The organism is Pseudomonas sp. SDO5215_S409 (assembly GCF_054071325.1).
The window spans coordinates 1-16,471 of sequence record NZ_JBSVWN010000082.1; the positions used below are offsets into that span (position 1 = coordinate 1).

At 64.2% G+C, this 16,471-nt stretch carries 2 protein-coding genes; both read left to right on the forward strand.

The features are described from left to right. A partial coding sequence (locus tag ACW9H9_RS26680) for a phosphopantetheine-binding protein (RefSeq protein ID WP_457346313.1) occupies positions 1-211 on the forward strand: 211 nt, incomplete at its 5' end. Continuing rightward, positions 208-16,471: amino acid adenylation domain-containing protein (locus ACW9H9_RS26685; RefSeq protein WP_457346312.1), on the forward strand; the 16,264-nt coding region annotated here is incomplete at its 3' end. The genes ACW9H9_RS26680 and ACW9H9_RS26685, both read left to right, overlap by 4 nt.

The window sequence follows — 16,471 nt, forward strand, 5'->3', positions numbered from 1 at the left end:
CCTGGCGCGGCTCTGGGCCGAACTGTTGAACGTTGATCGGGTGGGTCGCCATGACCACTTTTTTGAATTGGGCGGCCACTCGTTACTGGCCGTCAGCCTGATAGGGCGACTGCGCCAGGAAGGCATCGAAGCGAACGTCAAGGCGCTGTTCGAGCAACCCACGCTCTGGGAATACGCCGAAATTACAGAAAGAATGGAGATGGTCCTGTGAGTGTTATCGAACTGTTGGCGACATTAAAAGAAAAAGACGTACAGCTTTCCGTCAAGGGCGATCAACTGGTAGTACAGGGCAACAAGCAGGCGCTCAAAGAGCCTGCGGTATTGGCATCGCTGCGTGAGCACAAGGCCGCGCTGATCGCGCTGATCAATGCCGGTGAGTACTCGGCGCAACGGGTTGGGCACATCGACGTACCGGCCAATGCCATTGCAGGGGATTGCACTCACATCAAGCCTTCGATGCTGCCTCTGGTAAGTCTGAGCCAGGAAGCGATCGACCGCATTGTGGCCCAAGTGCCAGGCGGCGCGGCCAATGTGCAGGATATCTACCCGTTGGCGGCACTTCAGGAAGGGATCTTTTATCACCATGTCACGGCCCGTGACGGTGATCCCTACCTCATGCGTTCACAGTTTGCGATTGCCACGCGCACGCGTCTGGATGAGTTCGCCCAGGCCTTGCAAAAGGTCATTGACCGCCATGACATTCTGCGTACCAGTATTGTTTGGGAAGGGCTGGATGAGCCCGTGCAGGTGGTCTGGCGTCAGTCTCCAATGGTGATGGACGAAGTGGTTCTGGATCCCGCAGCAGGGCCGGTCACCGAGCAGTTGTATCGGCATTTCGACACGCGTGCCATGCACATGCACATCGACCAGGCGCCGTTGCTGCGCCTGGTGTTTACCGAGGACGCAGCCAATCAGCGCTGGATCGCCATGCTGCTGTTCCACCACATCGCGATGGACCATATCGCCATGCAAGGTGTTTACGAGGAGGTGCACGCCTTTTTGTACGATTATGGCGACCAACTGGGCAAGGCCGTGCCTTATCGCAACTTCGTGGCTCAGGCACGCCTGGGAATGACAGTGCAAGAGCATGAAGCGTTCTTTCGCGAGATGCTGGGCGACCTTGACGAACCGACATTGCCCTTCGGTCACCAGGATGTGCAAGGTGACGAACGCGATGTGACTGACCTGGCCTTCGTGCTCGACGACGACCTGAGTCGCCGCTTGCGTGCACAGGCACGCAAGCAGGGCGTCAGCGTTGCCAGCCTTCATCACTTGGCATGGGCGCAGGTGTTGGGGCGTATCTCTGCGCGTGACGACGTAGTGTTCGGCACCGTGTTGATGGGCCGGATGGCGGGAGGCGAGGGCAGTGACCGTGGGCTGGGGCTGTTTATCAATACACTGCCGCTGCGCCTGGAGGTGGGCGCCGTGGACGTGCACGCCGCGACCAGGGCCGCCCATGCGCGGCTGACACGTCTTCTGGGTCATGAACATGCGCCACTGGCGCTGGCTCAACGTTGCAGTGGCGTCGCCGCGCCGACACCGTTGTTCAGTGCTTTGATCAACTATCGCCAGGGCCAGGCGCCTGTTTCCAAGGAGCAGCTTGCCCAACGGTGGGACGGCATCGAGGGGTTGGGGGCCGAGGGTCGCAGTAACTACCCGTTGGTGTTGTCAGTCGACGACGTGGGCGAGGATTTCAACCTGACCCTGCAAGGGGTTGCCAGCATGCCCTTGCCGCGTATCCAGGGTTACCTGTTGACGGCGTTGAACACCCTGGTGTCGGCGCTGGAGCAAGGGCACGCCCCGCTAATGCACGATTTGCCCATCGTGCCCGTGGAAGAGCGCGAGGCCGTGACGGTCGGCTTCAACCAGACCGCGCGCGACTACGCTCGCGGGCAGACCATCCACGGCTTGTTCCAAGCCCGTGCCGCCGAGCTGCCCCAGGCGATTGCCGTTCAGCAGGGTGGGCAGCAGCTGAGCTACCGACAGCTCAACGAACGGGCCAATCAGCTGGCTCGCCACCTGCTTGAACTGGGTATCCAGCCCGACGACCGGGTTGCGATCTGTGCCCGGCGCAGCCTGGAAACACTCGTCGGGCTGGTGGCGATTCTCAAGGCCGGGGCTGCCTACGTGCCGGTTGATCCGGCGCACCCGCGCGAGCGTATCGCTTACCTGTTGCAAGACAGCGCACCGCGGGCGGTGCTGGCCCAACAGTCCACCCGCCCTTTGTTGGGCGAGGTCGGGGCGCCGGTCATCGACCTGGACGATCAGGCGTGGCAACACGGCTCGCCTGACAACCTTCACCTGGCGAACCTGACGCCGACGAATCTTGCCTACGTGATCTACACCTCCGGCTCCACCGGCCAACCCAAGGGCGTGATGGTGGAACACCGCACTCTGGAAAACCTGGTGAACTGGCACTGCGAGGCCTTCGATCTGCATGCTGGCGGGCACACCTCCAGCGTCGCCGGTTTTGGTTTTGACGCCATGGCCTGGGAGGTCTGGCCAGCACTGTGCGCGGGCGCCACCTTGCATTTGCCGCCGGCACAACAGAGCAATGAAGACATTGATGCACTGCTGCAATGGTGGATCGCGCAGCCGCTGGACGTGAGCTTTTTACCGACCCCGGTGGCTGAATACGCCTTCAGCCGGGGCCTTGAGCACCCGACCCTGAAAAACCTGCTGATCGGCGGCGACCGCCTGCGCCAGTTCAACACACCGCAACGGTTCAACCTGATCAACAACTACGGCCCCACCGAAGCGACCGTGGTTGCCACCTCTGGCCTGATCGAGGCGGGCAAGACCCTGCATATCGGCAAACCCATCGCCAACACCCAAGCCTATTTGCTCGATGCCCAACTGCAACCGGTGCCACAGGGCGTGGCGGGCGAGCTGTATGTCGGCGGTGCCGGGGTGGCGCGCGGTTACCTGAACCGTGCGCAAATGACAGCCGAGCGTTTCATCAAAGACCCGTTCAGCACTGACCCTGGCGCACGCCTGTACCGCACCGGTGACTTGGCGCGCTGGCTGGAGGACGGCACCCTGGACTACCTGGGTCGCAACGACGACCAGGTGAAAATCCGTGGCGTGCGTATCGAGTTGGGCGAAATCGAAACCTGCCTGGGCGAGCATGCCCAGGTGCGTGAAGCCGTGGTGCTGGCCCGTGACGGGCGCCTGGTGGCGTACTTCACCGAGCAACAGCCGGTGGAAATCGAGGTGCTGCGCACTTGGTTGCAAGCCCATCTGCCGGAATACATGGTCCCGGCGGCTTATGTAAGGCTGGACAGCCTGCCGCTGACCGCCAACGGCAAGCTGGACCGCAAGGCGCTGCCGCAGCCGGATCTGGACGCGGTACTCAGCCGTGGTTATGAAGCGCCGCAAGGCGAGGTGGAAGAGACGCTGGCGCGGATCTGGGCCGATGTGCTCAAGGTCGAGCGCGTGGGGCGCCAGGACCACTTTTTTGAACTGGGCGGGCATTCGCTGCTGGCGGTCAACCTGATAGAACGCATGCGCCAGGTGGGCCTTGGTGCCGACGTGCGCGTGTTGTTCAGCCAACCGACTCTGGCCGCGCTGGCTGCCGCCGTGGGCGTCAGCCACGAAATCGTGGTGCCGTCCAACCTGATCGTGCCGGGCACCGCGCATATCACCCCGGACCTGCTGCCGTTGGCGCAGCTCAGCCAGGCCGACATCGACCTGATTGTGGCCGCGGTGCCCGGTGGCGTGGCCAATGTGCAGGACATCTACCCGTTGGCGCCATTGCAGGAAGGCATTCTTTATCTGCACCTGTCGGCCGAGCACCGGGACCCGTACGTGCTGCAAGCCCAGTTTGCTTTTGATGACATCGAACGTTTGCTAGCGTTTTGTGAAGCCCTGCAAATGGTAGTCGATCGCCATGACATCTTGCGCACCGCCGTACTCTGGGAAGGGTTGGCGCAACCGCTTCAGGTGGTTGTGCGCCAGGCGAAAATGTCGGTCGAAGCGGTCAAGCCGGTTTCCGGTGGCGCAGCACTCACTGAGCAGTTGCAGGCCCATGTGGACAGCCGATACACCCGCCTGGACCTCAACCAGACGCCGCTGATGCGCATCGTCTACGCCCAGGATGAGGCCAGCGGGCAAGCCGTGGCCTTTTTGCTGTTTCATCACCTGGTGCTCGATCACACCGCCCTGGAAGTGGTGCAGCATGAAATGCAGGCTTACCTGCTGGGCGAGGCCGACCAGTTGGGCGCGTCGGTGCCTTATCGCAACTACGTGGCCCAGGCGCGCTTGGGTGTCAGTGAGCAGCAACACGAAGCGTTCTTTCGCGAACAACTGGCAGACATCGATGAGCCGACACTGCCATTCGGGCTGCAGGACGTCGAGGATGACGGCGAGGGTATCGATGAGGCCCACCTGACACTGGACGAAAGCGTGAGCGCCCGCCTGCGTGCTCGCGCCCGTCAATTGGGCGTGAGCCCAGCCAGCCTGTTCCACCTGGCGTGGGCTCAAGTGCTGGGCGTTGTCGCCCGTACCGACCAGGTGGTGTTCGGTACGGTGATGATGGGCCGCCTGCAGGGCGGCGACGGGGCTGACCGTGCCTTGGGCATGTTCATCAACACCCTGCCGCTGCGGGTGAATATAGACGGACGCACCGTCCAGGCTGCGGTCCGCGCCACGCATGGCCAATTGACCGGGTTGTTGGCCCATGAACACGCCTCGTTGGCATTGGCGCAACGCTGCAGCGGTATCGCCAACCCCATGCCGCTGTTCAGTGCGCTGCTCAACTACCGGCATAACACGGCCCCCTCTGCTGCTCAGGTCGCCGAACAGCAGAAGGCCTGGCAGGGTATGCACCTGCTAAGTACCCGGGAACGCTCCAACTACCCACTGACCTTGAGCGTCAACGACCTGGGCGAGGCGTTCAGCCTCAGCGCCCTGGCGGTGGCGTCCATCGGTGCGCAACGCGTCTGCGACTACGTGAGCCTCGTCATCGAGCAATTGGTCGACGCACTGGAAAACGCACCGCAGACGCCCATCAACGGCTTGTCGATCCTGCCTGCCCGCGAGCGCCAGCAACTACTCCAAGGGTTCAACGACACCCGAGTCGACTACCCACACGGCCTCACCATCCACCAGCGCTTCGAGTCGCAGGTGGCCCTGTACCCGCATGCCCTGGCGGCGGTCTATCAAGGCCAAAGCCTGACCTACGCCGAGCTGAACCGCCAGGCCAACCAGTTGGCCCATCAGTTGATCGAACTGGGTGTGCAACCCGACGATCGCGTGGCGATCTGTGCGCGGCGCAGCCTGGAAATGCTGGTGGGCCTGGTGGCCATTCTCAAGGCGGGCGCCTGCTATGTGCCGATCGACCCGGCCCACCCTCAAGAGCGCATCGCCTACCTGTTGCAAGACAGCGCACCTGTGGTGGTACTGGCCCAATCCAGCACACGCGAGCTGCTGGGCGACAACGAACTGCCGGTAATCGAGCTGGACAGCGACCAGTGGCACCGTCGCCCGACCGTCAATCCGGACGTGGCCGACCTGACCCCGTCGAACCTGGCCTATGTGATCTATACCTCCGGCTCCACCGGCCTGCCCAAAGGCGTGATGGTGGAACACCGCACCCTGGAAAACCTGGTGAACTGGCACTGCGATGCGTTTGACCTGAACGCTGGCAGCCACACCTCCAGCGTCGCCGGTTTTGGCTTTGACGCCATGGCCTGGGAAGTCTGGCCGACACTGTGCAGCGGCGCGACCCTGTACCTGCCACCTGCTCAGGAGGGCAACGAGGACATCGACGCACTGCTCAAGTGGTGGCTGGCCCAGCCGCTGGATGTCAGCTTCCTGCCGACGCCGGTGGCCGAATACGCCTTCAGCCAGAACCTGCAGCACCCGACTCTCAAGACCCTGCTGATCGGTGGCGACCGCCTGCGTCACTTCACCACGGCGCAGCGCTTCACCCTGGTCAACAACTACGGCCCCACCGAGGCCACCGTGGTGGCGACGTCCGGCGTGATCGAAGCTGGGCAGGTCTTGCACATCGGCAAACCGGTGGCCAACGCTCAGGTGTATTTGCTCGATGAACATCAGCAGCCAGTACCACAGGGCGTGGCGGGCGAGCTGTATGTCGGCGGGGCTGGCGTAGCACGTGGCTACCTGAACCGACCGGAAATGACCGCCGAGCGCTTTATCAAAGACCCCTTCAGCCACGCGCCAGACGCACGTCTGTACCGCACTGGCGACCTGGCGCGCTGGCTGGCCGACGGCACCCTGGACTACCTGGGGCGTAATGACGACCAGGTGAAAATCCGTGGTGTGCGGATCGAGCTGGGTGAAATCGAAACCCACCTGAGCGAGCATGCCCAGGTGCGTGAAGCGGTGGTGTTGGTCCGTGACGGGCGCCTGGTGGCGTACTTTACCGAAGCCCAGGCGCTTGAGATCGAAGACCTGCGTACCTGGCTACAAGCGCACTTGCCGGACTACATGGTGCCTACCGTTTACGTGCGGCTGGACAAGCTGCCGTTGACCGCCAACGGCAAGGTGGACCGCAAGGCACTGCCGGAACCGGACCAGACCGCGCTGCTGAGCCGCGGTTATGAAGCGCCGGTGGGGGAAGTGGAAACCGCCCTGGCGCAGATCTGGGCGGATGTGCTCAAGCTGGAACAGGTGGGTCGTCACGACAACTTCTTCGAACTGGGCGGGCACTCGTTGCTGGCTGTCGGGCTGGTGGAGCGTATGCGCCAGGCCGGCTTGCAGGCGGACGTGCGCGTGCTGTTCAGCCAGCCGACCCTGGCGGCGCTGGCTGCCGCAGTCGGTGGCGATACTGAAGTGGCCGTGCCGGCCAACCGCATTGGCGCAGGCTGCACGCAGATCACCCCGGACCTGCTGCCGCTGGCCACGCTGGACCAGGCGAGCATCGACCGCATCGTCGCCAGCGTGCCGGGCGGCGTGGCCAACGTGCAGGACATTTATGCCCTGGCCCCGTTGCAGGAAGGCCTGTTGTATCACCACATCAGTGCTGAATACGGCGACCCGTACCAGCAACATGCGCTGTTCGCGTTTGACAGCCGCTCGCGCCTGGACGCGTTTGCCCAGGCCCTGCAACAGGTCATCGCCCGTCACGACATCCTGCGCACCGGGTTGTTCTGGGAGCAGTTGGAAGCCCCGGTGCAGGTGGTATGGCGCGAGGCGCCGCTGGATGTGCAGGAGTTCATCCCGCAGGCGGGCGATGTGTTGGCGCAGCTGCGTGAACACTTCAGCCCCGCACATCACCGCATGGACATCCGCCGTGCACCGATGATGCACCTGGGCTTTGCCCACGATGCGCCAAACGGGCGCTGGATCGGCATGCTGTCGTTCCATCACCTGGTCAACGACGCGACCTCCATGGGCGTGCTCTCGCAAGAAATCGAGGCCCACATGACGGGCCGCGAGCAACTGCTGGGCGCGTCGGTGCCGTACCGCAACTACGTGGCCCAGGCCCGTCAGGGCAAGGACCGCGCCGCGCACGAAGCGTTCTTTGCCGAGATGCTTGGCGATGTAGACGAGCCGACCCTGCCGTTTGGCGTGCAGAAAATCGACAACGAACGGGATACCAGCGAAGAGGCGGAACACTGGCTGGGCGCGGCGTTCAGCCAGCGCTTGCGCCAACAGGCCCGTCAGTTGGGCGTGAGTGCGGCCAGCCTGTATCACTGGGTCTGGGCGCAGGTGGTGGGCGCGGTTTCAGCCACCGACGACGTGGTGTTTGGCACGGTGTTGCTGGGCCGCTTGCAGGCCGGTGACGGTGCCGACCGTTCCCTGGGCATGTTCATCAACACCTTGCCGCTGCGGGTCCGCCTGACCGACGAAAGCATCGGTGCGTCGGTGAAACACACCCACGTGGCCCTGAGCCAGTTGCTGGCCCACGAACATGCCTCGCTGGCCCTGGCACAGGGCTGCAGTGGCGTGGTGGCCCCGGTGCCGCTGTTCAGCGCCTTGCTCAACTACCGGCATGGTTCTGCCACGGTGAGCGAGGCCAGCCAAGCAGCGTGGGAAGGCATCGAGATGTTTGGCGTGGAAGGGGTCAACAGCTTCCCGCTGATCCTGTCGGTGGACGATGTGGGTGATGACTTCCGGGTCAATACCCTGGCGCCGCGCTTGGTAGGCGCCGAGCGGGTGCTGGGCTATGTGTGCAACGTGCTGACCGGCCTGGTCGATACGCTGGAACAGGCGCCGCACGCGGCCTTGAGCCAGGTGTCGATGTTGCCGGCCAACGAACGCCAGCAACTGCTGCAGACTTTCAATGCTACCGCCCGGGCATTCCCCGCGAGGCAGACTATTTATGCGCTGTTTGAAGCGCAGGTCGCGTCCAACCCGCAGGCGGTGGCCGCCGTGCACGGCGAGCACTCGCTGAATTACGCGCAGTTGAACCTGCGTGCCAACAGGTTGGCCCATCACCTGATCGACCTGGGTGTGGCGCCTGGCGACAGCGTAGCGATTCTGCTGCCGCGCTCCCTGGATTTGCTGGCGAGCCAGCTGGCTGTCAGCAAATGCGCAGCGGTGTACGTGCCGCTGGACATCAACGCTCCGGCTGACCGTCAAGGCTTCATGATTCAGGACAGCGGCGCGCAATGGTTGCTGACGGCCTCGTCGATCGAGGTTCCCGAAGGCGCTCGTCGCCTGGAGCTGGACACCCTCGATCTGAGCGATACCCCCGAACACAACCCGGCACTTGAACAATCGGCCGAGACGGCGGCGTACATCATGTACACCTCCGGTTCTACCGGCACGCCAAAAGGCGTGTTGGTGCCGCACCGCGCGATCAGCCGCCTGGTGATCAACAACGGCTATGCCGATTTCAACGCCCACGACCGCGTGGCATTTGCCTCCAACCCTGCGTTCGACGCCAGCACCCTGGACGTCTGGGCCCCGCTGCTCAATGGCGGCGCGGTGGTGGTGGTCGATCAGGACACGCTGTTGTCCCAGAGCGGGTTTGCGGCGCTGTTGCAGCAGCAGTCGGTCAGTGTGTTGTGGATGACCGCCGGTTTGTTCCATCAATACGCCGACGGCTTGTTGCCGGTGTTCCCGCAACTGCGCTACCTGATCGTCGGTGGCGACGTGCTGGACCCGAGCGTAATCGCCCGTGTCCTCAAGGATGGCGCACCGCAGCACCTGCTCAACGGCTACGGCCCTACCGAAGCCACCACGTTCTCGACCACCCATGAGATCACCGAAGCGGGCGAGGGCAGTATTCCGATTGGTCGGCCAGTGGGCAACAGCCGCGCCTACGTGCTCGACGCGCGCCAACAGCCGGTGCCGGTGGGGGTCAGCGGTGAGCTGTATATCGGCGGCCAGGGTGTCGCGTTGGGCTACCTGAACCGTGCCGACCTGACGGCCCAGGCCTTCGTGTCCGATCCATTCAATGGCGGTTTGATGTACCGCACCGGCGACCTGGTGGCCTGGCTGGCGGACGGCACCTTGCAGTACCTGGGCCGTAATGACCAGCAGGTGAAGATCCGCGGGTTCCGTATCGAACTGGGCGAAATCGAAACCCGTTTGAGCGAACACCCGCAGGTCAAGGACGCGGTGGTACTGGCGCGTGAAGACGAGCCGGGCCACAAGCGCCTGGTGGCGTACTTCACCGAGCGCGACGCGGTTGAAATCGAAGTGCTGCGTGACCATTTGCACGCCCAACTGCCGGACTACATGGTGCCGGCCGCTTATGTGCGCCTGGACAGCCTGCCGTTGACCAACAACGGCAAGGTCGATCGCAAGGCCCTGCCTGCGCCGGATCAGGACGCGATCCTGAGCCGCGGTTATGAAGCGCCGCAAGGCGAGGTGGAAATCACCCTGGCGCAGATCTGGGCCGATGTGCTCAAGGTCGAGCGAGTAGGGCGTCATGACAACTTCTTCGAGCTGGGCGGTCACTCGCTGCTGGCGGTGAGCTTGATCGAGCGCATGCGCCAGGTCGATTTCAGTGCTGACGTACGGGTGCTGTTCAAGCAACCGACCCTGGCTGCACTGGCGGCTGCCGTGGGCAGTGGGCGTGAAGTCGCCGTACCGGCCAACCGGATTACGCCTGAATGCGAGCGCATCACGCCCGACCTGCTGCCGCTGGCCAGCCTGGACCAGGCGAGTATCGACCATATCGTCTCCGGCGTGCCGGGCGGTGTGGCCAACGTGCAGGACATGTATGCCCTGGCGCCGTTGCAGGAAGGCATCCTGTACCACCACATCACGGCGGAGCAGGGCGATCCGTACCTGTTGCAGTCGGTGTTGGAATTCGACAGCATCGAGCACCTGCAGGCGTTCGCCCAAGGGTTGCAAAATGTGATCGACCGCCACGATATCCTGCGTACCGGGGTGGTCTGGGAAGACCTGGCCAGCCCGACGCAGGTGGTCTGGCGCAAAGCCCAGTTGCCTGTGCAAGCGGTGGAGTTCGCGCCCGCCAATGGCGACGTCCTGAGCCAGTTGCAAGAACGCTTCAATGCGCGGCACTACCGCATCGACGTCAGCCAGGCGCCGCTGATTCATCTCAACTACGCCGCAGACCCTGCTAATCAGCGGATTGTCGCCATTTTGTTGTACCACCACCTGGCGCTGGACCATATAGCGCTGGAGGTGGTGAGCGAGGAGATTCAATCGAGCCTGTTGGGCCTGGACGAGTCGTTGCCCGAGCCGGTTCCGTACCGCAACTATGTGGCCCAGGTCCGCCTGGGTCTCAGTGAGCAAGAGCACGAGGCGTTCTTCAGCCAGATGCTCGGGGATGTGGATGAACCGACCCTGCCGTTCGGTTTGCAGGACGTGCAAGGGGAAGGCCACGCCATCTGCGAAGCGTCCATGGCCCTCGATGACGGGCTCAGCCGCCGTCTGCGGGCCCGGGCGCGGTTGTTGGGTGTGAGCGCCGCCAGTGTGTTCCACCTGGCGTGGGCGAAGGTGTTGGGCAGTGTGTCCCAGTCTCGCCAAGTGGTCTTCGGCACCGTGCTGATGGGCCGCATGCAAGGGGGCGACGGTGCCGACCGGGCGCTGGGCATGTTCATCAACACCCTGCCGCTGAAGGTGGATATCGACGGCCTGGGTGTGCAAGCCGCGGTCAAGGCAACCCATGTGCGCCTGACGGGCCTGTTGGGGCATGAACATGCCTCGCTGGCCCTGGTGCAGCGGTGCAGCGGGGTGGCGCAGTCGACGCCGCTGTTCAGTGCACTGCTCAACTATCGCCACAGCCCGTCGCTGGGCGCTGCGATCAGCGAAGAGGTCGAGCGCGCCTGGCGTGGCACGCGATTCCTCGCGTCCGAGGAACGTACCAACTACCCGGTCAGCATGAGTGTCAACGACCTGGGCGAGAGCTTTAGCCTGAATGCGTTGACTGTCGCGGGCGTGGACCCGCAACAGCTCTGCGGTTACCTCAATACCGTGATCGAGCAGGTGGTCGAGGCACTGGAGCAGGCGCCACAACGTTCGATGGACAGTGTGTCGATTTTGTCGTCGACGCAGACCCGGCAACTGCTGGAGGACTTCAACGCCACCGACGCCGACTACCCACGGGACACCACCGTGGTGCAGATGATTGAGGCGCATGCCCGCCAGACACCGCATGCGGTGGCGGTGGTGCTGGGCGAGCAGGCGCTGACCTATGGCGAGCTGAACGCGCAGGCCAACCAGGTCGCCCATCACCTGCGCGGCCTCGGCGTGAGTGCCGACGCGCGGGTGGCGATCTGCATGGAGCGCAGCCTGGAAATGATCATCGGGCTGCTGGGCATCCTCAAGTCAGGGGCGGGCTACGTACCGCTGGACCCGGAATACCCGGCGCAGCGCCTGGCGTTTGCCTTGCAGGACAGCCAGCCGCTGGCGGTGCTGGTGCACGCCCAGACCCGCACAGTGCTGGCCGATACCGCCGTGGCGCAGGTTGACCTGGCTGACGGCTCGCTGCGTGAGCAGCCGCAACACGACCCGGCCGCGTTGGCAGGGCCGGATTCGCTGGCCTATGTGATCTTCACATCCGGTTCCACCGGGCGCCCCAAAGGCGTGATGGTGGAGCACGGCTCGCTGGTCAACCACATTGCCTGGCAGACCCGCACGTTTGGGTTTGATGCCCATGAGCGGATCTTGCAGCGCACCTCGGTGGCGTTCGATGCGTCCGTCTGGGAGATCTGGACCCCGCTGGCCATCGGAGCGCGCCTGGTATTGCTGCCGGCGCACGCGTCGAGGGACGTTGAGCAAATGGCGCGCACGCTGGTAGAGCAGCAGGTCAGCGTCGCCCAGTTCGTACCGAGCCTGTTGCGCCTGCTGGTGCAACTGCCTGCGTCCGGTGTGCAGTGCCGCTACGTGTTCAGCGGCGGTGAAGCGCTGGAACCGCAACTGGCCGTGCAGGCCCGTGCCTTGGCCACCCACGGTGTGGTCAACCTTTACGGGCCGACCGAGGCCACCATCGACAGTACCTCCTGGACGTACGACGCCAGCGCGCCGGTGGACCTGGTGCCCATCGGCAAACCCATCGCCAACGCCCGTGCCTATGTGCTTGACCGTCACCTGGCGCCGGTTGCGATCGGCGTGGCCGGTGAGTTGTACATCGGCGGGGCCGGTGTTGCCCGGGGCTACCTGGGCCGTGATGACCTGACCGCCGAACGGTTCCTGGCAGACCCGTTCACCGGCAGCGGACGCCTGTACAAGACCGGCGACCTGGTGCGTTACCTGGCCGACGGCACCCTGGAATACCTGGGCCGCAATGACGATCAGGTCAAGTTGCGCGGCTTGCGCATTGAGTTGGGCGAGATCGAAGTCTGCCTGGCGGCTCACCCTGCGGTGCAGGAGGCCGTGGTGCTGGTACGCGATGAGCGCCTGGTGGCGTATTGCACGCCACTTGATGCCGAGCGGGACATTGACGTTGAAGCACTGCGCGAGCATGTGCAGCAGCACCTGCCGGCCTACATGGTGCCGCAGGCCTATGTGGTGCTCGACGCACTGCCGCTGAGCCCCAACGGCAAGCTGGACCGCAAGGCGCTGCCACAACCGGGCGCGGAGTCGGTGATCAGCCGGGGCTATGAAGCGCCGGTTGGCGAGGTCGAGACGCTGTTGGCGCAGATCTGGGCCGACGTACTCAACGTTGAAAAAGTGGGGCGTCATGATCACTTCTTCGAACTGGGCGGGCATTCCCTGCTGGCTGTCGGCCTGGTCGGGCGCATGCGCCAGGCTGGCCTGAGCGCGGATGTGCGGGTGTTGTTCAGCCAGCCGACCCTGGCGGCGCTGGCAGCGGCCGTGGGCAGCGGGCGCGAAATCGAGGTGCCGGCCAACGCGATTCCGGCAGGTTGCACGCACATTACGCCCGACTTGCTCCCGCTGGTGGCACTGGACCAGCCGAGCATCGACCGCATCGTCGCCACCGTGGAAGGCGGCGCGGCCAACGTGCAGGACATTTACCCGCTGGCACCGCTGCAGGAAGGGATCCTGTACCACCACATCAGCGCCGAACAGGGCGACCTGTACATTCAACAAGGGCAGCTTGCCTTTGAAAGCCTGGCGCGCCTGCAAGCCTTTGCCCAGGCGTTGCAACAGGTGATCGACCGCCACGACGTGCTGCGCACCGGGTTTGTCTGGGAAGGCCTGACGCACCCTGTGCAAGTGGTGTGGCGCAAGGCTCGGATGGTGGTCCGTGCGGTGCAGTTCGACCCGCGTGGCGGGGACATCGCCGCGCAACTGGCCGAGCATGTCGACCCGCGCCGTCATCGCTTGAACGTGACCCAGGCACCGCTGATGCAGCTGGTGTACGCCGAAGACGAGGCCGGGCGGCGTATCGTCGCGACGCTGTTGTTCCACCACACGGTCATGGACCACATGGCGATGGAGGTGGTTTTGCGCGAAATGGAGGTGTTCTTGCTGGGCAAGGGCGACACCTTGAGTGCCTCGGTGCCTTACCGCAACTACGTGGTGCAGACGCGCCAGGGCCGCCGCGAGCAGGAGCACGAGGCGTTCTTCCGCGACATGCTGGGGGATATCGATGAGCCGACCCTGCCGTTCGCGCTGCAAGATGTGCGTGACGATGGTTACGGCATTGATGAAGTCGAAGTGACCCTGGATGCCGATTTGAACCGTCGTCTGCGGGCCTTGACCCGTAAGAGCGGGGTCAGTCCGGCCAGTGTGTTCCATCTGGCGTGGGCGCGGGTATTGGGTGTGGTGTCGAGCACTGAACGCGTGGTGTTCGGGACCGTCATGATGGGCCGTCTGCAAGGTGGTGAGGGTGCAGACCGTGCGGTTGGGATGTTCATCAACACCTTGCCCCTGCGCATCGACATCACGGATGTGGGGGTTCAGGAAGCCGTCAAGGTCACCCATGCCCGCTTGTCCGGCCTGCTGGCCCACGAGTTGGCAGCGCTCTCCCAAGTGCAGCGCTGCAGCGGCGTACCGCAGTCGATGCCATTGTTCAGTGCGTTGTTCAACTACCGGCACACGCCGGCCAATGCCGCCGAAGTCAGCGAAGAGGCGGTGCAGGCCTGGCAGGGTATGCACCTGCTAAACGCCAGGGAGCGGTCCAACTACCCACTGACCTTGAGCGTCAACGACCTGGGCGAGGCGTTCAGCCTCAGCGCCCTGGCGGTGGCGTCCATCGGTGCGCAACGCATCTGCGACTACGTGAGCCTCGTCGTCGAGCAATTGGTCGACGCACTGGAAAACGCACCACAGACGCCTATCAACCGCCTGTCGATCCTGCCTGCCCACGAGCGCCAGCAATTGCTCCAGGGCTTCAACAACACCCGTGTCGACTACCCGCACGGCCTCACCATCCACCAGCGTTTCGAGTTGCAGGTGGCCCTGTACCCGCACGCCCTGGCGGCGGTCTATCAAGGCCAGAGCCTGACCTACACCGAGCTGAACCGCCAGGCCAACCAGTTGGCCCATCAGTTGATCGAGTTGGGCGTGCAACCCGACGACCGCGTGGCGATCTGTGCGCGGCGCAGCCTGGAAATGCTGGTGGGCCTGGTGGCCATCCTCAAGGCGGGCGCCTGCTATGTGCCGATCGACCCGGCCCACCCGGCGGAGCGCTTGAGCTACCTGCTCAACGACAGCGCCCCGGTGGCCGTGCTGGTTCAACCGGCGCTGGCGCAACGCCTACCTACCGTGACGGCGCCGGTATTGGAGCTCGACAGCCGCCTGTGGCAAGGCCCGTCCAAGGGCAACCCGCAGATCGCCGGCCTCACGGCCGCCAACCTGGCCTACGTGATCTACACCTCCGGCTCCACCGGCCTGCCCAAAGGCGTGATGGTGGAACACCAGACCCTGGAAAACCTGGTGGACTGGCACTGCGATACGTTTGAAGTGACGCATGGCAGCAAGACCTCCAGCGTCGCCGGTTTTGGCTTTGACGCCATGGCCTGGGAAGTCTGGCCGACACTGTGCAGCGGCGCGACCCTGTACCTGCCACCTGCTCAGGAGGGCAACGAGGACATCGACGCACTGCTCAAGTGGTGGCTGGCCCAGCCGCTGGATGTCAGCTTCCTGCCGACGCCGGTGGCCGAATACGCCTTCAGCCAGAACCTGCAGCACCCGACTCTCAAGACCCTGCTGATCGGTGGCGACCGCCTGCGTCACTTCACCACGGCGCAGCGCTTCACCCTGGTCAACAACTACGGGCCCACCGAGGCCACCGTGGTCGCGACGTCCGGCGTGATCGAAGCCGGGCAGGTCTTGCACATCGGCAAGCCGGTGACCAATGCCCAGGTGTACCTGCTCGATGAACATCAGCAGCCCGTGCCGTTGGGCGTAGCGGGTGAGTTGTATGTCGGCGGGGCGGGTGTGGCGCGGGGTTACTTGAACCGCGAAGAGATGACCGCTGAACGGTTCCTCAAGGACCCGTTCAGCAGTGACCCGCAGGCGCGGATGTACCGCACCGGCGACCTGGCGCGCTGGTTGGCGGATGGGACGCTGGATTACCTGGGCCGTAACGACGACCAGGTGAAAATCCGCGGTGTGCGGATTGAACTGGGTGAAATCGAAACCCGCCTGAGCGAGCATCCCGAGGTCAGGGAAGCAGTGGTGTTGGCCCGTGACGGTCGCCTGGTGGCCTGGTTCACCGAGCAACAGGCGGTGGACATCGAAGCCCTGCGCGCTTACATGCAGCAGCAAGTGCCGGAGTACATGGTGCCGGTGGCCTATGTGCGCCTGGACAACCTGCCGTTGACCGCCAACGGCAAGGTCGACCGCAAGGCCTTGCCGGAGCCGGGACTGGAGTCGGTACTGAGTCGCGGTTATGAAGCGCCGGTCGGGGAGGTGGAAACCGCCTTGGCGCAGATCTGGGCGGATGTGCTCAAGCTGGAACAGGTGGGTCGTCACGACAACTTCTTTGAACTGGGCGGGCACTCGTTGCTGGCTGTTGGGCTGGTGGAGCGTATGCGCCAGGCCGGTTTGCAGGCGGACGTGCGGGTGCTGTTCAGCCAGCCAACCCTGGCGGCTCTGGCTGCCGCAGTCGGCGGCGACACTGAAGTGGCCGTGCCGGCCAACCGCATTGGCGCAGGCTGCACGCAGATCACCC